The sequence below is a fragment of the Psychroflexus sediminis genome, from assembly GCF_900099815.1.
Lineage (GTDB): Bacteria > Bacteroidota > Bacteroidia > Flavobacteriales > Flavobacteriaceae > Psychroflexus > Psychroflexus sediminis.
Genome location: NZ_FNCW01000006.1, coordinates 81,400 through 101,026 on the forward strand (window position 1 = coordinate 81,400; position 19,627 = coordinate 101,026).

Genomic DNA, 19,627 nt, shown 5'->3' on the forward strand with positions numbered 1-19,627 from the left:
CTAAAGATGCAAAACCGTTTCCAGACACATATAGAATCTGAGTTCCCCGAATTACTGAGTCAGCCATTCATCATTGCCACCAGTGGCGGTATTGATTCTGTAGTTTTGGCGAATCTGTGTTTCCATTTGAAACTGGATTTCGCTTTAGCCCACTGCAATTTTCAATTGCGAGCAGAAGCCAGTGATACAGATGCGCGTTTTGTGGAAGATTTGGCCGACTCCATGAATAGGCCGTTTTTTATAAAAAAATTTGAAACCGAGACTTTATCAGATGAACAAAATGAATCCATTCAAATCACAGCCAGAAACCTGCGCTACGGATGGTTTCGCGAGTTGATAGAAACGACCTCATACAATTACCTGCTCACCGCACACCACCTCAACGATAGTCTGGAAACTTTCTTTATAAACCTAAGCCGCTCTACCGGGCTCAAGGGTCTTTTGGGAATCCCAGACCGGAATGACTACATAAGAAGACCGCTTTTGATATTCTCCAAAGAAGAAGTCAAAAATTTTGCTATTGAGCAGAACATTGAATGGCGGGAAGACCAAAGCAATAATTCTACAAAATACTTAAGAAACAAGGTAAGACATGAAGTTGTACCTAACTTAATAGATTTAAATCCAAATTTTTTGGCCAACTTTGAATCCAGTCTCGAAAAATTAAAGGATGCTGAACTTCTGATTGAAGATTACACCACTTTGCTTTTTAAAACCCTGGTCACAAAAAAGGACGAGCATTATGAAATCGATATTGAAAAGCTAAACAGATTTCCAAACCAAAAAGCGATTTTGTATCAATTGCTGGAAAGTTTTGGTTTTACTGAATGGGAGGATGTATACCGTTTGAAAGATGCTCAAACGGGTAAGAAAATATTTTCAGCTTCGCATCAGCTTACTAAAGATCGTGAAAAATTGATCTTATCAAGTATTTCTAAACAGAGCTTTAAAGCTGCTGACCTCAAAGCCGGTCAAACAAGTCTTGACTTAGGTAATTTCAGATTGAACATAGAAGACGTCACTCAGCTTGGAAATTTCACTTCGAATGTGGCCTACGTCGATAAATCAAAACTTCAGTTTCCCTTACATTTGAGAACTGTACAACATGGAGATTACTTTTATCCCTTCGGAATGAAAGGAAAAAAGAAATTAAGCGATTTTCTAAAAGATGAAAAAATAAGTCCGCATCTGAAACCTTCTCAGCTTTTGCTATGCAATGGCAATGCTGATGTAATTTGGGTACTGAACTTAAGAATAGATAATCGCTACAAAGTAGAATCAACCACTGAGGATATCCTCAAAATTGAAATTTTAAATGATTAGAGCCTATTTATTACTCATTTTTTCACTGCTGATTATAACTAAGTCCCAGGCTCAATTTGGGTTTGAGAAACAGGATAACTCTTTAAACCCATCCAGCTGGGAAGCTTCAGTTGTTAAAAAGTCCGATAGTATTTTTACGGTAAAGATTACTGCTCAAATTGAAGAAGGCTGGCATTTACCTTCTCAAACTGAATTAAAAGAAGGTGAAAGCGGACCTATCCCTACAGAGTTCAATTTTGAATTTGATTCTGCGGTATTAGAAAAAATAGGATCAACTCAGGAACCGGATGGCATAACCAAATTTGATGAGATCTTCAAAACAGATTTAACCTATTTTCTTAACCAGGCCACCTTTAAGCAAGATTTTAAAGTAACAGCTAAAGAGGGTTCGCTCGATCTAGAAATCCTCTTCATGATTTGTAATGATGAGATGTGTCTCCCTCAGGATCAAAAACGCTTTAGCTTTAGTATTTCAGATGCACAGTTGATGCTTACAGAAACCCAAATCATCGAAATTAAAAGCAGGGACAAAGTTCAAACTGAAGCTTTAAAACTCGATCTCAAAGGTGAAAGCCAATTCCAGATAAATTCAGAAGAAGACCAGGACAGCAATTTTACCATTTTTCTTTTGGGTTTTATTGGCGGACTTATAGCTTTGCTTACCCCCTGTGTATTTCCTATGATTCCGTTGACGGTTTCCTTTTTCACCAAAGGTGCAAAGACCAAAAAATTAGGCCTGATGAATGCTCTGATGTATGGCTTTTTTATCTTTTTGATTTACCTATTGCTGAGTTTGCCTTTTCACCTGATCGATTCGGTTAATCCGGAAATTTTGAATAGCATTTCCACAAATCCAATTCTGAATATCATCTTTTTCATCATTTTCTTATTTTTTGCTTTTTCATTTTTTGGGTATTACGAAATCACATTACCAAATTCCTGGAGCAGCCGACTAGATCAGAAAGCAACCAGCTTTGGCGGTGCTGTCGGTATTTTCTTTATGGCGCTAACGCTCGCCTTAGTGTCTTTTTCCTGTACAGGACCTATACTTGGCTCCTTACTCGGCGGTTCTCTTACCGCAGACGGGGGCGCTACGATGCTGACCTTCGGTATGGGTGGTTTTGGACTGGCTTTGGCCCTGCCCTTTGCCTTGTTCGCGTTGTTTCCCAATTGGTTGAACTCACTTCCAAAAAGCGGGGGATGGCTCAATACAGTGAAAGTCGTCTTAGGATTTTTGGAATTAGGACTTGCTTTCAAATTTCTATCGAATGCAGATTTGGTAGAACACTGGGGAATACTCAAAAGAGAAGTGTTTATCGGTATTTGGATTGTGATTGGAATTGCCATGCTGCTCTATCTTTTTGGAAAACTCAAATTTCCTCATGATGAACCTCGCCAAAAACTGAGTAAAGGAAGAATTTTTGCAGGGCTTCTTACTCTGGCTTTTGTAATCTACCTCATCCCTGGACTTACCAATTCTTCACAGGCCAATTTAAAATTACTGAGCGGATTCCCTCCTCCTCTGTTTTATAGCATTTATGAAAAAGAAACCGAAGGTCCGCTTGGATTGAAAGCTTATAAGGACTTTGATAAGGGATTACAGGCTGCTAAAGCACAGAGCAAACCCATCCTATTGGATTTCACAGGCTGGGCCTGTGTGAATTGCAGAAAAATGGAAGAACAGGTCTGGAGTGATCCGGAGGTATATGAAACCATCAAAAACGATTACATTCTTATTTCCCTGTATGTCGACGATAATGCCAGGCTGGATAAAGAGGAGAGGTTTAACTTTGAAAGAAGCAATGGGTCGGTTAAGAAAATCAGAACCGTTGGTGATAAGTGGGCCACCTTTCAGACCCTAAATTTCAGAAATAATTCTCAGCCTTACTACGTTTTACTCTCTCCAGAGCTGGAGATTCTGAATGTAACCAATGCCTACGAACCTTCATCTCAGGCTTATTTGAACTGGTTAGAAACCGGACTTGAAAACTTCCAAAACAAAAAAGATAGAGCTGAATAGCTCTATCTTTTTTGTTTAATACGCGTAAATCCATTTATAATGCGACTTCTATCTGATTTCTCATGATATCTTCAAAAGTTTCCCTTTGTCTGATCAAATGAGCTTTGCCTTTATGCCAGAGCACTTCCGGTGGTCTAAATCTTGAGTTGTAATTGCTCGCCATAGAGTAACAGTAGGCACCGGCATTTTTAAAGGCTAAAATATCGCCTTCACTTATTTCTGAAATCATTTTATTGTTGGCAAAGGTGTCTGTTTCACAGATATAGCCTACCACAGAATAAAACCGCTTGTTGCGCTTTGGATGTGAAATATTGATGATGTCATGTTTCGACCCGTAAAACATGGGACGAATTAAGTGATTGAATCCGGAATCGATTTGAGCAAAAACCGTTGAGGTTGTTTGCTTAACTACATTCACTTTAGCCAAAAACAATCCTGCTTCACTTACTAGGAATTTCCCGGGCTCGAAGGCCAGCGTCAATTCCCTGCCGTAAGATTTACAAAATTCATTGAAACGTTTGGTTAACTTAGCGCCCAATTCCTCCACATCGGTTTCGATGTCCCCTTCGTGGTATGGCACCTTAAATCCGCTTCCAAAATCCAGAAATTCCAGATTTTTGAATTGAGCCGCAGCATCAAAGAGAATTTCTGCAGCGTGAAGAAACACCCCAATATCGAGAATATCGCTCCCGGTGTGCATGTGGATACCGTTGATGTTCATGCTCGTATTTTCCACTATCCGTAAAACGTGAGGCATCTGATGTATAGAAATTCCAAATTTGGAATCGATATGGCCCACAGAAATATTGGTATTTCCACCGGCCATGACGTGAGGATTAATACGAATACAAACCGGTACGCTTGGATGTTTCGCCCCAAACTGCTCAAGAATAAGCAGATTATCGATGTTGATTTGAACGCCTAGCTCCACCGCTTCTTCGAGTTCTTCCATGGAGACCCCGTTAGGCGTAAAAATAATTTTACCCGGTTCAAAACCTGCCGCAATACCCAAGCGCACTTCCTGTATGGAAACGGTATCCAAAGCACTTCCAAGCTGATTGAATAATCTCAGAATACTCAAATTGGACAAGGCCTTTACCGCATAGTGAAGACGCAAGTGTTTGACCTTTTTAAAAGCTTCCGTAAGACGTTTATACTGTTTTGTAATCTTTTCTGAATCGTAAACGTAAACTGGACTACCAAATTCCTGAGTGATTTTTAAAAGGTCTGCGTGTATCATTGGTTTTAAAATTTAAAATAAAGGGGTTATTCGGGTTAAGATTTTTAATCCGGCTAAAATAGTAAACATAAATGAATAAGGATTATGCCGCTATCTTAGATTTCAGATAGCATTTCTTTGAAATTTTGACGCGTTTTTGTTTTACCAGCTTGGAAACTAATTTTCTTTTAAGCTTGGTTTTGTAAGACCTAAAAAGAAACCCGCAAAATTTTGCTGGAGATAACTGCTGGAATATAAATTGAAAAATAATCATGTTGCAATTTTAAGCATTATAGTATTTACTTCTCCAGATGGCTGTGTTAAAATTCTTGCCTTTTGCAAAGCCGTAATACAGGGCAATACCCGCAATCCATTTGAACATAAATAAGAATAGCAAGATAAATTCTGTCCTGATATTATCTTCACTCATAAAAAAGCCACTTGGGACAAGTGCAGTACAAATCAGGGCTGATAAGAATACGAGAAGCATAAAATTTTCGAAGGTTTTAAAAGGCCACATCATCAATTTACGAAATGGATTTAAGTCGTTTCCCCATTTATGAATCAAGTAGTAATAATCATTTCCAATAGGTGCAAATAATAAAGGATCATCTGCATTTTCTAATTTAAATAATTTGGAAGGAGCCATGATTTTAAATCCCTGCAAACTGGTTTCATGCTCTTCTTCCAAGGTTTTAATTTTTGAAATGGCTTCATAAGGTAGTTTGCCCTTAAAATATTTTGAATCTAGAAATCTTAATCTGTACGTGATGCAAATTTTTTCAATTTGATCGATATGATAAATTTCACTGGACTGCAGTTTATCAAAATCAAAATCATTGGAGTCGATAGAGTCTCCGGAAGTTACCTTATTTAAAATCTCACCGTTTCTTACATCAACATCTTTGAGAACATCATGAACCTGTTTCAAAATGGCTTCGTTGGAAGTTGTTTTGAATTTCTCTTTGTTCAACTGGGTTTTAAGGTTTGTTCTTGGAAACATCATGGCTCTTTTTCAACATTCGGTATAAAAGTAATAAGTAAGTTAAATTCAAGCAATTGGAAATTAAAAATTTAACACCCATTAAGTATATATTCAAGCTTATTCCTTTTGGTTCAGACGAATGAAGTTATAAACCCCTCTTCCTTCAGCAACAGATACTTGACTGGAATCTTCTTCTAAATAGCATTTCATATCAGCGACAAATATCCTGGAGCCTAGCCTCAGCGTTCTTCCTTCCACGATGATAGCTTTACCAAATGCTGGCGATAAAAAATCAACACGAATATCGATAGTGGCCATTTTATCTTTGATGGAGCTTAAGTGAGTTCCTCCAACAATTCCTCCGACTGAATCCATCACCGTAGTAATAATGCCTCCGTGCCATCTGTTGGAACGGATATCTCCAACCACTTCCGGTCGGAAGGGAACTCTTACCTTCACGTAATCTTTTTCAATATGAAGCAGTTCCAGACCCAAAAACTTGTGGATAGGAATAATTTCTTCAATCATTTTCTTTACAAACTCATCCTGTAAATCCATTATATCAGGTTTTAGAAACTAAAAATCCCCAAGCTCTTAAGCTTAGGGATTAAATATAAGTTTAAATGCACCTATCTTAAACTCGCATTGAATTTAATTTCAAATTGATTCTGTAACTTCTTCATCACTTTATCCACTTGCTTATCGGTGAGTGTTTTCTTTTTATCCATGAATATGAATCGAAGTGCATAACTTTTCTTGTCTTCCGGAAGATTCTCTCCTTCATAAACATCGAACAAATCAACCTTCTGCAATATTTTTTTCTCTGTATTAAATGCGGTTTCTTTAAGGTCATCAAATTTCACCCCTTGATCGAGCAACAGAGCAAAATCACGCTGAGTTGAAGGGAACTTGGGTATTTCGCTAATTTTGAGTTGTTTTTTCTCGAGAACGTCCAATACATTATCCCATTGGATATCTGCGTAAAGTACCTCCTGATCGATGTCAAAATGATTTAAAATCTCGGTCTTAACCCTGCCAAATTCGACGATAGTCTTAGAATTCAATTTACCTGTAAGTCCTTCTGAAATGGATTTTGATTCAACAGATTGGTATTCTAAACTTGATAAGCCAAATCTTTCAAAAATACGTTCTAAGTAAGCTTTCAGCTGAAAAAAATTAGTCTTTTCTTCAAAATGCGACCAGGAATCAGGAGTTTTAGAACCGGTAAGAAACAAGGCTAAATGCTTGAATTCCAGAAATTCATCCTCCTTTTTATGATAGGTTTTACCAAATTCAAAAAACTTTAAATCGGTTTTCTTTCGATTGATGTTGTAGCTCACAGACTCCAACCCGGAAAATAACATCGATTGTCTCATGACGCCTAAGTCATTGCTCAGGTAATTGAGTATATCCACATTGTGTTCTTCTTTAAGGTCTTCGGCCAGTTCTACATAGGCTTTGGTAGTCAGGGAATTGGACATTATTTCAAAAAAACCCTGAGAAACCAGCTGGTTTGCTATTTTATTCTGAATTTTATAATCGTCGTATGGCGAAGAATTAGCGACAGACACATTGAATTTACTATCAGACTCAATGTTGTTGTAACCATAAACCCGCAGAATTTCTTCTATCACATCCACCTCTCGCTGAACATCAACTCTATAGGTAGGAATCGTCAGTCCCAAACCACTTTCAGAAACATTGTTCACCCGGATATCTAAAGAGGTCAAAATCGTTTTAATAACTCCGGTATCGATCTCCTGACCTATTAACTGATTGATTTTATCGAAGGTTAAGAAGACCTGGAAGTCCTCTATTTTTTTAGGGTAAAAATCGTCAATATCGCTAGACACTAGACCGCCAGCTATTTCTTGAATTAAAATTACTGCACGTTTTAAGGCGAATTCAGTTATATTGGGATCTATTCCCCTTTCAAAGCGAAAAGACGCATCTGTATTCAAACCATGACGCTTAGCAGTTTTTCTAATGCTCACAGGATTGAAGTAGGCGCTTTCAAGGAAAATATTTGTTGTACTTTGAGTTACTCCGCTTTCTGCTCCACCAAAAACACCAGCAATGCATAAAGGCTTTTCGTCATCACAGATCATCAAATCTTCTTCATGAAGCTCTCGTTCTATGCCATCTAAGGTGGTAAATTTAGTTCCCGTTTTTAAAGTCTTAACTTCAATTTTATTGTTTTTGACTTTATCCAAATCAAAGGCATGTAGGGGCTGACCTAACTCGTGTAACACATAATTGGTCGCATCTACTATATTATTTTTCGGATTTATACCTATAGCCTGAAGTTTATTTTTAAGCCAGTCTGGAGAATCTTTCACCTCCAAACCAGAAATACTCAGGCCACAATACCTTGGGGCCAGTTCGGGCTGTTTCACAGAAATGGCAACCCTCAAGCTTCTATTATCCACATGAAAATTACTTACAGAAGGTGTATCCAACGGGATATTAATTTCATTTTGAATTAATCCAGCCCTTAGATCTCTGGCAACACCCCAATGGCTCATGGCATCCGCTCGGTTGGGAGTAAGTCCGATTTCGAAGACCTGATCTTTTTCCACTGAAAAAACCTGGTTAAGAGGTGTTCCTGGAATCAGGTTTTCTCCTAAAACCATAATTCCAGCATGGCTTTTACCAATTCCGATTTCATCTTCTGCACAAATCATCCCTTCACTTACCTCCCCTCTGATCTTTCCTTTTTTAATTGGCCAGGGCTGACCTTTTTCATCATAAAGAGTAGTCCCAATTGTAGCTACAGGAACATTTTGTCCCTGGGCAACGTTGGGGGCACCACATACTATTGAAACTGGCTTTTCTTTACCAATATTTACTTTGGTGATTTTTAAGCGGTCGGCATTGGGGTGAGATTCACAGGACTCAACATAGCCTACGACTATACCTTCCAGCCCTCCCTTTATAGATTCAAAGTCTGTAATTCCTTCGACTTCAAGTCCGAGATCTGTAAGTAAAACTTCAGTTTCTTGGGCTGTCCAGTTGGTCTTTAAAAATTGCTTTAACCAGTTATAAGAAATCTTCATAATATATATCTATAGAACGTGCAAAGATAACAAACCCGCTTAGCTCTTAAAATTTTTATTCCTCTAAAATTATAGTAAATTGAGCCAAAAATATTTTTATATGAAAACTATACTTACAATTGCTTTTTTAAGCATTTCGACTGTCTTTTATGGTCAAATCGATACCCGGATTTATGATATTGTGGATGATGTATCCGCAGAAAAACTGGAATATTATGTGCAGAACCTGGCTGATTTTGGAACCCGAAACACCTTTAGTGAAACCGAAAGCGATACCCGAGGAATAGGGGCGGCCAGACGCTGGATAAAAAAAGAGTTTGAAGCGATTTCATCAGACTGTAACAATTGCCTTGAGGTTTTTTTTCAAGGGGAAACGGTTACGCCTGACATGGGAAGCAGAATTCCTAAAACAGCCGAAGTTAAGAACGTTGTCGCCATTCAGAAAGGGATAAAATATCCTAATTCTTATATCATCATGAGCGGAGATATCGATTCCAGAGCCTCAGACACTCAGGATTTTACAACCGATGCTCCTGGAGCAAATGACAATGCCACGGGAATGGCAGGAGCCATGGAAGCCGCCAGGGTCCTTTCTCAATATGAATTCGATCACAGTATTGTATATGTGGGACTAAGTGGTGAAGAACAGGGTCTGTTTGGGGGTAAGTTTCTCGCCGAATACGCCAAAGAAAAGGGCTGGGATATTATTGGAGTCCTTAATAACGACATGATTGGCAATATTGAAGGACTTGACGGTGTGATTGATAACAGAAGCTTCAGAATTTTCAGCGAAGCTCACAACCCGACCGAAACCGACAGAGAAAGACAAATGAAGCGTTTTTATGGCGGTGAAGTGGATGGAGCTTCAAGACAGTTGGCCAGATATGTGTATGAAACGACACAAACCTATATGCCGGAAATGAATCCGATCATGATTTACCGTTTGGACCGCTTTGGTCGTGGGGGACATCACAGGTCTTTTAACGATTTGGGCTATCCCGGGATCAGAATTATGGAAGCACATGAAAACTATAACCAGCAGCACCAGGACGTTAGAGTGGAAAGCGGCATCGCTTATGGCGACGTGATAGAACATGTTAATTTTGATTATGTCAAAAAATTAACTGCAGTGAATGCCATTAGCATGGCAAGTTTGGCCTGGGCTCCTCCCGCTCCCTTAGAAGTTGCCATTGGCGGTATTGTAGAACCTTCGGTCAGACTCCAATGGGAACAGGAAAACCCGGAAGATGTTAAAGGCTATAAGGTATACTGGAGATCTACAACTTCCCCGACCTGGGATCATTTCAGATATGTAGAAAACGTAAATGAAATTACATTAGAGGGAATCATCATCGATAATTTTTTCTTCGGAATTTCCTCTGTTGGTGAAAACGGACACGAAAGTGTTGTGGTATTTCCCTCAAAAATAATGAGGTAATAAAATTTCTGAAAACTAAAAAAGGTCTTATCCAAATGGATAAGACCTTTTTTTTGGGTGGAAGATGGGGCTCGAACCCACGACCCCTGGTACCACAAACCAGTGCTCTAACCAGCTGAGCTACATCCACCAGTTGTCCTTTAAGACGATGCAAATTTAATATAATATTGCATTCTACAAAAGGATTTAGATAAATAACAGAAAAAATAAATGAAAGTAAAATTATAACCCATTCAGATCATTAAGCGTGAATGGGTTATAAATCCCCTAATCCGGATTTCTTTTAAAATTTCAGGGCTTATTCATCCAAAAACGGCTGTACTTTTTCTTTGATTTCCTCTACAATACCGGGGTCCAGCAAGGTAGATACATCTCCGATCTGATCCCCTTCATCAGAAGAAATCTTTCTCATGATACGCCTCATGATTTTACCACTTCGTGTTTTAGGCAATCCGGATACAAAATGTATGCGGTCTAACTTGGCTATCGGACCAATTTTGCTTGCAATGAGCTGATTGATTTCCTTACTCAGATTCTCTTTATTTCTGGATTCACCATCGGTTTTTAAAATTAAAAATCCAGCAAGAGCATTTCCTTTTACCTGATGAGGGAAGCCGATGATAGCGGACTCGGCCACGGCAGGATGCTCATTGATGGCATCTTCTATAGGCGCGGTGCCCAAATTATGCCCGGAAACAATAATCACATCATCTACTCTACCGGTGATTCTGTAATAGCCTACTTCATCCCTGAGCGCCCCGTCCCCAGTAAAATAGACATCCTTAAAGGCTGAGAAATACGTGTCTTTATAGCGCTGATGATTGCCATAAACCGTTCTGGCCATACTTGGCCAGGGATGCTTGATGCAAAGTTTACCAGAGACCGAATTACCCTGTATTTCATTTCCTTGATCATCCATCAGTGAAGGCTGAATTCCCGGCAAAGGCAGGGTTGCATAGGTGGGTTTGGTCGGGGTCACAAACGGAATTGGAGAAATCATAATTCCACCCGTTTCTGTTTGCCACCAGGTATCCACAATTGGACATTTCTTTTTACCGATGTTTTCATTATACCAGTTCCAGGCTTCCTCGTTGATAGGCTCACCAACACTTCCGAGAACTTTTAAAGACGACAAATCGTATGTATTTACAAATTCGATATCTTGTTTAGCCAAAGCTCGAATAGCCGTTGGAGCAGTATAAAACTGATTCACTTTGAATTTATCTATTATATCCCAAAACCTACCAAAATCGGGGTAAGACGGAACACCTTCAAACATGAGTGTTGTAGCACCATTCAAAAGTGGGCCGTACACTATATAGGAATGTCCTGTTATCCAGCCGATATCAGCCGTACACCAGTATACATCATTCTCCTGGTACTGAAAAACATTTTTGAATGAAAATGCCGTGTATACCATGTATCCCGCAGTGGTATGCACCATACCTTTCGGGGTTCCGGTAGATCCTGAAGTGTATAGAATGAAAAGCATGTCCTCTGCATCCATGACTTCTGCTTCACACTTATCGCCTACCTGCTTTAATTCTTCGTGAAGCCAGACATCGCGATTTTCAAGCATATCCACTTTAGAGAAGGTACGTTTGGCAACCAAAACGCAGTCTACTGAAGGTGTAGATTCCAAAGCTTCATTCACAATGCTCTTTAAATCAATGCTTTTGGAACCTCTGTAAGATCCGTCTGAAGTAATTACCATCCTGCAGTCTGAATCATTGATTCTTGAAGCCAAAGCAGATGCAGAAAATCCGGCAAAAACCACAGAATGCACTGCTCCTATTCTGGCACAGGCTAAAGTAGCAATGGCCAGTTCGGGAATCATCGGTAAGTAAATGCAAACCCGATCTCCCTTCTGAACTCCATTTTTCTTAAGCACATTTGCCATTTTATTGACCCGCTTCGACAAGTCATTGTAACTGATATGAAGTGCTTCTTCATCTGGATTATTCGGTTCCCAAATAATTGCCGTTTTATTACCTCTGGTTTTTAAATGCCTGTCAATAGCATTTTCAGTAATATTGAGCTGAGCCCCTTCAAACCAGCTCACCTCTGCTTTTTCAGGATTCCATTTCAATACCGAATCCCATTTCCTTTTCCATTCAAAATTTCTTTCAGCAATGGTGTTCCAAAAATTCTCCGGATCGTTTTGAGAAATCCTATACACATCCATATACTTAGCAAGTGAATCGATGTTATAATAGCTTTTAGTCAGTGCTTTTAAAGACTGAGTTACCTGATCTTTATTTTTACTGAAAGCACCGATTTTCTGCTGGCTAAAGATTTCAATAATCTCACTGATTACCATCGGGTCTTCGATAGTTGAAGGAAGTTTATACGCCTCTCCCGCTACAAGTTTCCTTAAAGTTCTTCTTAAGGTCTTACCACTTCTGGTTTTCGGCAGGCGCTTGACTATAACTACATTCTTCAAGGCAGCAATAGCTCCAATTTTATCTCTGACTAACTGAATAATTTCAGTTTGCATTTTATAGGATTCATAGCCTTCTTCACCAGTTTTGGGGACGACAATGGCTAGCGGTACTTCTCCCTTCAGTTCATCCTGTAATCCAACAACAGCACATTCAGCAACAGACGGGTGCTGAGAAACAACTTCTTCGAGAGCTGCTGTAGAAAGTCTGTGACCAGACACATTGATGACATCGTCAATTCTTCCAGTGATAAAGACATAACCCTCTTCATCGATATACCCACCATCACCGGAGAAGTAATAGCCCGGAAATTTGCTTAGATACCCGTTTTTATAGCGTTCATGGTTATTCCAAAGCGTTTGCATGAATCCTGGGGGGAGCGGTAATTTGGAACAAATATAACCTTCAGTATTGGCAGGTAGGGTTTCGCCGTCTTCAGAAAGAATCGCCAGATCATAACCCGGGACGGGTTTTCCTGCAGAACCAGGTTTTACAGGCAAAGCATCCATTCCCATGTAATTAGCAACAATAGACCAGCCCGATTCTGTCTGCCACCAGTGGTCAATCACAGGAACCTTCAGATGATCTTCGGCCCACTTCAAAGTGGTTTCATCACATCGCTCTCCAGCCAGAAATTGATATTTTAAGGAAGAAATATCATGCTTTTTGATAAACTCTCCTTTTGGATCTTCTTTTCTGATGGCTCTGAAAGCTGTTGGAGCGGTAAACATGACATTTACTTTATGGTCTTCAATCACTCTCCAGAACGCCCCGGCATCAGGGGTTTTAACGGGTTTCCCTTCATATATAATCGTTGTATTTCTATGAATCATGGGGCCATAAACAATATAACTATGTCCAACCACCCAGCCCACATCCGATGCAGCCCAGAACACATCGCCGGGTTTGGTTCCATAAATATTCTCCATAGAAAATTTTAATCCAACCGCGTACCCCCCCGTATCTCTTACCACTCCTTTGGGCGATCCAGTAGTTCCAGAGGTGTAAAGAATATAGGAAGGATCTTTAGATTTTAAAGCTACTGCCGGAGTGGGTTCAGCCTTTTCCATCAATTCTGTATAATCGATATCGTAAGGCTTCTCCTCAAATTCAACTCCCAGTTTTCTATTGAACACCACAACTTTTTCTACCTTGTGCTTAGCTTTTTCAATGGCTTCATCCACCATGGGCTTATAGGCTATGAGTCGATCCACTTCAATTCCGGAAGTCGCCGTCATGATCACTTTGGGCTTGGCATCGTCTATTCTCATCGCCAGTTCATCTGGTGCAAAACCTCCGAAAACCACAGAATGTATCGCCCCGATTCTGGCGCAGGCCAGCATGCTGAACAACGAATGAGAAATCATTGGCATGTAAATAATGACCCGATCCCCTTTTTCAACACCTAAGGCTTTTAGGCCGCCGGCAAGTTTGGATACCTTCTCCAAAACCTCATTATAGGTGTATTTCACCTGCTTCTGTCTGACCGCAGAATCATAAATAAGGGCAATTTCATCCCCATATCCATCTTCCACGTGTTGATCTATGCACAAATAACTCAAGTTGGTTTCTCCATCAGGAAACCAGTGGTATATCCCTTCTGAGGTTTGTTCCAAAGCTTTGGTTGGCGCTTTGAACCACCTTATATTTTCAGAGGCTTTCATCCAGAATTCTTCAGGATGCTCAATACTTTTTTGATAGACTTCTTTATAATTCATAACACTATAGTTTAGGGTTTGTGATTTAATAATTCACTTACAGTATTCAGGAGTTTTTTCATAGAAAACGGTTTTTTGATGTATGCTTTAGCGCCAAGATTCAAGGCTTTCTGAACATCGCTTTCCTTTTGTTTCGCACTTATAATTACAGTTTGCGTAGAGGCTTTGAGTGCGTTGTGCTCTCGCAAATGCTGCAGGACTTCATATCCATCTACTTTAGGCATCATAATATCCAAAATCACCAGGTCTGGCAAGAGTTTTTCTGCGAGCGCAATCGCCTCCTCCCCGTCTCGGGCAATAAAAACCTCATAATCATTTTTTCTTAAGGTATACTCCAGTGCCATGATTATGTTAGGCTCGTCATCTACAAGTAAGATCTTTTTCATAGCTTTCGTTTTGGTAATTTCACAATGAATTCTGCTCCTGTTTCAAGGCCTGGATCAGCATAAATCTCGCCGCAGTGCATCTGCACAATCTGTTTACAGATCGCTAATCCAAAACCACTACCAACAGGTTTTTTGAAGGTCTGATTTTTGGACTGATAGAATTTTTTAAAAATCAAATCAAAGTCCCCTTCTGGTATTCCCTTGCCGTTGTCCCTGATTTTAATCGTAATTTCTTCTGAATTTTCCTCTAAAAGCACTTCTATCCTCCCCTCGTTTTCTGAAACAAATTTTAAAGAATTGGAAAGTAAGTTAGTAAACACCTGAAGCATTTTGCTGTAATCAAATTCGGCTTCGATTTGAGTTTTATTCTCAAAATTGACCTCTATGTGTTTTCGTTCAGCGATACTGCTTATTCCATCAATAGCATCTTGGATACACGTATTCAAGGCTTCGGACGTTATATTCAATTCATCTCTTCCTGAAGCCATTTTTTCCAAATCCAGAATATCGTTGATCAGTGCATTGAGGCGTTCTGTATCCTGAATAATATTGTTCAGGAATTTTTGACGAAGTTCAAATGGCATATCATCATCTTCTGTCAATACTTCAGAACTTGCCTTGATGGAAGTGATTGGAGTTTTGAGCTCATGCGCTACCGTATCCAAAAAGTCATCCTTAAGCTGGTCCTGGAGTTTAAGCTCTTCATTCGCAGATTTCAAATCTGAAGTGAGTTTAATCAGCTTTTGAGACTGTTCTTCCAGTGACTTGTTGACGGAAATGGTTTCTTTGTTTTCCTCCAATATTTTTAAAACTTCAACCAAAGACACCGGCTTTTCTTTGGCCACATTGGAAATTAAGATTTTAGCAGAAGCGCTTCCCACAGCTCCCGTAAGCAATCGTTCTGAGAAATTGATAAATCTGGCATCTGCCAACTTTTCTTCCGGATTTACCTGGTAGCGTTTTCTAAAGACGTTCAAAGCTTTCTTGGCTTTGGCCTCCCCAAGGAAACGAATCAATATATTCTGGATATCCTCTACGTAGGCTTCACCTTTCCAGACGTAAGCATTTTCTTTGAGTTCCACGACTTTCTCACTGTTTACGAACATTTCACCATAGTTTCTCTCCCGGTAATTTCCTTTTTTGACAACTGATAAAACCAAATAAGCTCCCGTATTGAGCAATAAACTCCAGTATAAGGCATGGTTAACCGGATTCAGTAAGTCAACACCAAAAAGCGCATAAGGTTTAAGCAGGTCGATACCGTATAATCCTTGTTCTGCAAATGAATTTTGACTCAAAACATTTTCAGTAATAAAGGGTAGCAGATACGTAAACCCAACTATAAGCATACCGAGTATAATACCCACTTTTGAACCTAAAGCAGAGCCTCTGTTCCAAAACATGCCTATGAAAAAACTAGGAGCTAACTGGGCGATGATCAAAAATGAAATAAGCCCGATTGAAAATAAAGAAACTTTGGGGTCAAACAGGGCATAAAGTAAATAAGCCAGAATTATAGAACTAAATACACATAGGCGTCTTATGTTTTTAATGGTTTTTTCGTTCTTAAACGACTTGCTTTGGGTCAGATTTTTTATAAATCCGTAAGGTATAATAAGGTTATTGCTCAACATCGTGGACAGCGCCACCGTGGAAACCACAACCATAGAAATCACTGCTGAAAGACCTCCCAGAAAAACTAAAATAGCCAACCAATACTCCTCAAAATATAAAGGAATAAGAAGCGTAAAATAGTCGGCTTTGGACTGATCTCCTAAAATCAGCATTCCTCCCCAGGCGATAAAAATGACAAATACATTAAATAATAAAAGGTAAAGCGGAAAAAACCAAATCGAGGTTTTTAGCTGTTTTCGATTAGTAAATTCAACTACAGAAGCCTGAAACTGGCGTGGCAACAGAAAAATCGCCAAAAAAGAAAGCGCTACACTAAAATACCAATTGATGCCGCCACTTAAACCCTTGATGGTACTTAACTCATTCAAATCCAAACCCAACTTAGCCTGCTTATAAATATCTGATGTGCCGTCAAACACAAAGTAGGTGACGTAAACTCCAACGATGAGAAAGAAGCTTAACTTCAATACAGATTCAACAGCAATAGAAAACATAACGCCTGTTCTGTGCTTGGAAGCATCCAGGGCTAAGGTTCCAAAAAAGGAGGCAAAGATGGCCAAAATTAAAGCGATGTAAAAGGTAGAATCCGTTATCACCGATGAACCCTCAATCCCAAGACTTGAAGTAGAAACAATTTCAAAGGTTTCAGAAATCGCTTTGAGTTGAAGAGAGATATAAGGAATAATACTCGCAGCGCAAACCAGAGTGACCAAAGCTCCCAGAGATCTGCTGTTACCATATCTAAGAGAGATAAAATCGGCAATACTCGAAACCTTATACACTTTGGATAGCTGAATTATTTTCTTCAATAAAACAATCCACAATGGCGCAGCGATGATAGGTCCGAGATAAATCGTAAGAAACTCAACTCCGGACTTTGCTGCCATGCCTACACTGCCATAATAGGTCCATGCCGAGCAGTACACCGCAAGGGATAAAGCATATACAACCGGATGTGACACCAGTTTTGAGCCTTTATTTTTTTCAGCAAAAAAAGCGATGAGAAACAAAATCCCCAAGTAGACAAAAATGAGTGCTATGAGTGCGGTTTTACTCATCGGTCTGAATATTTTTTAAGAATCAAGTAGGACATGAGAATACTCACCAGCCAAACTATAAAGACAAAAAAGTAAAACAAAGGAAACCCAAGCACCGAAGTCACCTGATTGAAAGCAAGTACCAAAGGTATATTGAAAAGCAGAATCAAGCCAAAGCTTAAAAAAATGAGTTTCTGTTGATGCCTCTTTTTCATGTGATGAGAAATATATCCTGAAATTAAATAAAATCCTCAAGAGAATGCATTTAAATCGGCATGCTCTTGAGAATAAATAAATCCTGTTAATGATCTGAGGCTTCTCCTGCTCCACTAGGAATTCTTACATTTTCTACCATCTCCTGAACATCCAGAGGTGGCTCTGGAGTAAACTTACTTATCACGATAGATACCATAAAGTTGACCAGCATGGCCACCGATCCGAAACCTTCCGGAGAAATGCCAAACCACCAGTCTGCAGGAGTACCGCCCCCAAAGAAGTCAAATTTAAACTTCATCATATAAAATATCATCAGTGAAATTCCAACGACCATACCAGCCACAGCACCTTCTTTATTCATGCGTTTGTAGAAAATTCCTAAAATAATAGCAGGAAAGAAGGAAGCCGCTGCCAGACCAAAAGCCAGGGCAACAACGGCTGCAACAAATCCAGGAGGATTAATTCCGAAATACCCTGCAACAACCACAGCAACAACAGAAGCTAAACGAGCAGCAACCAGCTCGCCTTTGTCTGTAATTTTTGGATATACCATTTTCTTGATCAAATCGTGAGAGACGGAAGAGGAAATCACCAGTAAAAGTCCGGCAGCAGTAGAAAGTGCAGCAGCTAAACATCCTGCAGCCACCAAAGCGATGACCCAGTTTGGTAAATTGGCGATTTCCGGATTAGCCAATACCATAATATCCCGGTCTACGTACAATTCGTTTTTGTTCTCTGAAGGGTTCTCTACGATTCTTTCGCCACTTTCACCTCTCTGTTTATCAGTAAACAAGGGAATCCCTGTTAGAGCATCCCCGCCTTCTTTAGCTTTACCCAGATATTGAATTTTTCCGTCAGAATTCTTATCCGTCCACGCCAAAAGGCCTAAACCTTCCCAGGTAGTAAACCATTCGGGCATCTCAGTATAATTTTTTTCATTTACGGTCTGTAGCAAATTCAGTTTACCAAAAGAGGCTACAGCAGGAGCTGTGATATAAAGAATACCTATAAACAGCAAAGCATATCCGGCTGATTTACGCGCATCTTTAACCCGCTTTACAGTAAAGAATCTTACGATAACATGGGGCAGACCAGCAGTTCCAACCATTAAAGCCAAAGTGATAGCGAAAACATCTATCAGGTCTTTAGAGCCTTCGGTATAGGCTGTGAAGCCTAATTCCTGGCTCAAACCATCTAGTTTATCCAGCATGTAGGTGTCGGGCTGACTGGCCAGCGTATCTCCCATGCCAAACATAGGAATAGGATTGCCGGTGACCTGGAAAGAAATAAAAATAGCCGGAACCAGAAAAGCGAAAATCAACACGCAGTACTGAGCGACTTGCGTGTAGGTAATGCCTTTCATACCGCCCAGGACAGCGTAGAATAAAACGATAATCATCCCGATAATAACGCCGGTTTCAATTTCAACTTCCAGGAATCTTGAAAAGACAACCCCTACCCCTCGCATCTGACCCGCGATATAAGTGAAAGAAACAATTAAGGCACAAATAACAGCTACTGAACGCGCTACTTTTGAATAATACCGGTCTCCTATAAAATCAGGGACGGTAAATTTTCCGAATTTCCTTAAATAAGGTGCCAATAATAAAGCTAAAAGCACAAAACCACCAGTCCAGCCCATTAAAAAAACCGAGCCATCGTAACCCATAAAAGAAATAATTCCTGCCATGGATATGAAAGAAGCTGCAGACATCCAGTCGGCTGCGGTGGCCATACCATTTGCCAGAGGCGAAACACCACCTCCTGCGACATAAAATTCTTTAGTTGAACCAGCACGGCTCCAGATCGCTATTCCAATGTAGATAGCAAATGAAACGCCGACGAAAATATAAGTAAGTGTTTGAGAATCCATAGTTTTTTATTTATCGTATCCGTATTTTTTATCTAATTTGTTCATTAACCTCACGTAAACGAAAATCAAAATGATGAATACGTAAATAGAACCTTGCTGTGCAAACCAAAAACCAAGTTTGAAGCCTCCGATTTGAAATTGATCCAGCCAGTCTTTGAAGAGGATTCCGGCTCCATAGGAAACCAGAAACCAAATGGGGAGGAGTATGGCCAAATATTTAAGGTTTTCCTTCCAGTAAGCCGTAGCTTTTTTTTGTTTTTTGTCGTTTTGTTTATCCATA

12 protein-coding genes and 1 tRNA gene are annotated in these 19,627 nt (G+C 39.7%); 3 read left to right on the top strand and 10 right to left on the bottom strand.

What is annotated here, in order from left to right; genetic code table 11:
- Positions 1-6 precede the first annotated feature (6 nt).
- Together tilS and BLP81_RS07325 are read left to right on the top strand one after the other, a co-directional pair.
- Entirely contained in the window at positions 7-1,323 is a 1,317-nt protein-coding gene (gene tilS / locus BLP81_RS07320; protein WP_093367798.1) for a tRNA lysidine(34) synthetase TilS, read from the top strand.
- Complete coding sequence (locus BLP81_RS07325; protein WP_093367799.1) at positions 1,316-3,343, top strand: protein-disulfide reductase DsbD family protein; 2,028 nt, start codon at positions 1,316-1,318, stop codon at positions 3,341-3,343. The genes tilS and BLP81_RS07325 overlap by 8 nt, the downstream gene beginning before the upstream one ends.
- A gap of 34 nt (positions 3,344-3,377) precedes the next feature.
- Here BLP81_RS07325 and lysA read toward each other — a convergent pair whose 3' ends face one another.
- From lysA to pheT, 4 genes are all read right to left on the bottom strand, one after another.
- Entirely contained in the window at positions 3,378-4,583 is a 1,206-nt protein-coding gene (gene lysA, locus BLP81_RS07330) for a diaminopimelate decarboxylase (protein ID WP_093367800.1), read from the bottom strand.
- A gap of 262 nt (positions 4,584-4,845) precedes the next feature.
- On the bottom strand, positions 4,846-5,568 hold the full coding sequence (locus BLP81_RS07335) for a hypothetical protein (protein ID WP_093367801.1): 723 nt from the start codon (positions 5,566-5,568) through the stop codon (positions 4,846-4,848).
- 96 nt (positions 5,569-5,664) lie between these two features.
- The gene (locus tag BLP81_RS07340; protein WP_093367802.1) at positions 5,665-6,105 is read right to left on the bottom strand and encodes a hotdog fold thioesterase; all 441 of its coding nucleotides are present in this window, start codon (positions 6,103-6,105) and stop codon (positions 5,665-5,667) included.
- Positions 6,106-6,176: 71 nt separating this feature from the next.
- A complete protein-coding gene (gene pheT, locus BLP81_RS07345; RefSeq protein ID WP_093367803.1) occupies positions 6,177-8,603 on the bottom strand; it encodes a phenylalanine--tRNA ligase subunit beta in 2,427 nt (808 codons plus the stop codon).
- A 100-nt stretch (positions 8,604-8,703) separates the two neighbouring features.
- Here pheT and BLP81_RS07350 point away from each other — a divergent pair, with 100 nt between their 5' ends.
- Positions 8,704-10,041, top strand: coding sequence for a M28 family peptidase (locus BLP81_RS07350; RefSeq protein ID WP_093367804.1), 1,338 nt, complete (start codon positions 8,704-8,706; stop codon positions 10,039-10,041).
- 55 nt (positions 10,042-10,096) lie between these two features.
- Here the strand turns inward: BLP81_RS07350 and BLP81_RS07355 are convergent.
- The 6 genes from BLP81_RS07355 to BLP81_RS07385 all read right to left on the bottom strand — a co-directional run bounded on the left by BLP81_RS07355 (position 10,097) and on the right by BLP81_RS07385 (position 19,626).
- Positions 10,097-10,172, bottom strand: a tRNA-His gene (locus tag BLP81_RS07355).
- 167 nt (positions 10,173-10,339) lie between these two features.
- Entirely contained in the window at positions 10,340-14,200 is a 3,861-nt protein-coding gene (gene acs / locus BLP81_RS07360; RefSeq protein ID WP_093367805.1) for an acetate--CoA ligase, read from the bottom strand.
- 11 nt (positions 14,201-14,211) lie between these two features.
- Entirely contained in the window at positions 14,212-14,586 is a 375-nt protein-coding gene (locus BLP81_RS07365) for a response regulator transcription factor (RefSeq protein ID WP_093367806.1), read from the bottom strand.
- Positions 14,583-17,279, bottom strand: coding sequence for a sensor histidine kinase (locus BLP81_RS07370; protein ID WP_093367807.1), 2,697 nt, complete (start codon positions 17,277-17,279; stop codon positions 14,583-14,585). The genes BLP81_RS07365 and BLP81_RS07370 overlap by 4 nt, the downstream gene beginning before the upstream one ends.
- Before the next feature lie 280 nt (positions 17,280-17,559).
- Positions 17,560-19,347, bottom strand: a complete 1,788-nt coding sequence (locus BLP81_RS07380) for a sodium:solute symporter family protein (protein WP_093367809.1) — start codon at positions 19,345-19,347, stop codon at positions 17,560-17,562.
- Positions 19,348-19,353: 6 nt separating this feature from the next.
- Positions 19,354-19,626, bottom strand: coding sequence for a DUF4212 domain-containing protein (locus BLP81_RS07385; protein ID WP_093367810.1), 273 nt, complete (start codon positions 19,624-19,626; stop codon positions 19,354-19,356).
- Position 19,627: the final 1 nt, after the last annotated feature.

Excerpts from the sequence above, each read along its gene's own strand:
- tilS (WP_093367798.1), top strand. The coding sequence starts at position 7 with ATGCAAAACCGTTTCCAGACACATATAGAATCTGAGTTCCCCGAATTA.
- BLP81_RS07325 (WP_093367799.1), top strand. The coding sequence starts at position 1,316 with ATGATTAGAGCCTATTTATTACTCATTTTTTCACTGCTGATTATAACT.
- lysA (WP_093367800.1), bottom strand. The coding sequence starts at position 4,583 with ATGATACACGCAGACCTTTTAAAAATCACTCAGGAATTTGGTAGTCCA.
- BLP81_RS07335 (WP_093367801.1), bottom strand. The coding sequence starts at position 5,568 with ATGATGTTTCCAAGAACAAACCTTAAAACCCAGTTGAACAAAGAGAAA.
- BLP81_RS07340 (WP_093367802.1), bottom strand. The coding sequence starts at position 6,105 with ATGGATTTACAGGATGAGTTTGTAAAGAAAATGATTGAAGAAATTATT.
- pheT (WP_093367803.1), bottom strand. The coding sequence starts at position 8,603 with ATGAAGATTTCTTATAACTGGTTAAAGCAATTTTTAAAGACCAACTGG.
- BLP81_RS07350 (WP_093367804.1), top strand. The coding sequence starts at position 8,704 with ATGAAAACTATACTTACAATTGCTTTTTTAAGCATTTCGACTGTCTTT.
- acs (WP_093367805.1), bottom strand. The coding sequence starts at position 14,200 with ATGAATTATAAAGAAGTCTATCAAAAAAGTATTGAGCATCCTGAAGAA.
- BLP81_RS07365 (WP_093367806.1), bottom strand. The coding sequence starts at position 14,586 with ATGAAAAAGATCTTACTTGTAGATGACGAGCCTAACATAATCATGGCA.
- BLP81_RS07370 (WP_093367807.1), bottom strand. The coding sequence starts at position 17,279 with ATGAGTAAAACCGCACTCATAGCACTCATTTTTGTCTACTTGGGGATT.
- BLP81_RS07380 (WP_093367809.1), bottom strand. The coding sequence starts at position 19,347 with ATGGATTCTCAAACACTTACTTATATTTTCGTCGGCGTTTCATTTGCT.
- BLP81_RS07385 (WP_093367810.1), bottom strand. The coding sequence starts at position 19,626 with ATGGATAAACAAAACGACAAAAAACAAAAAAAAGCTACGGCTTACTGG.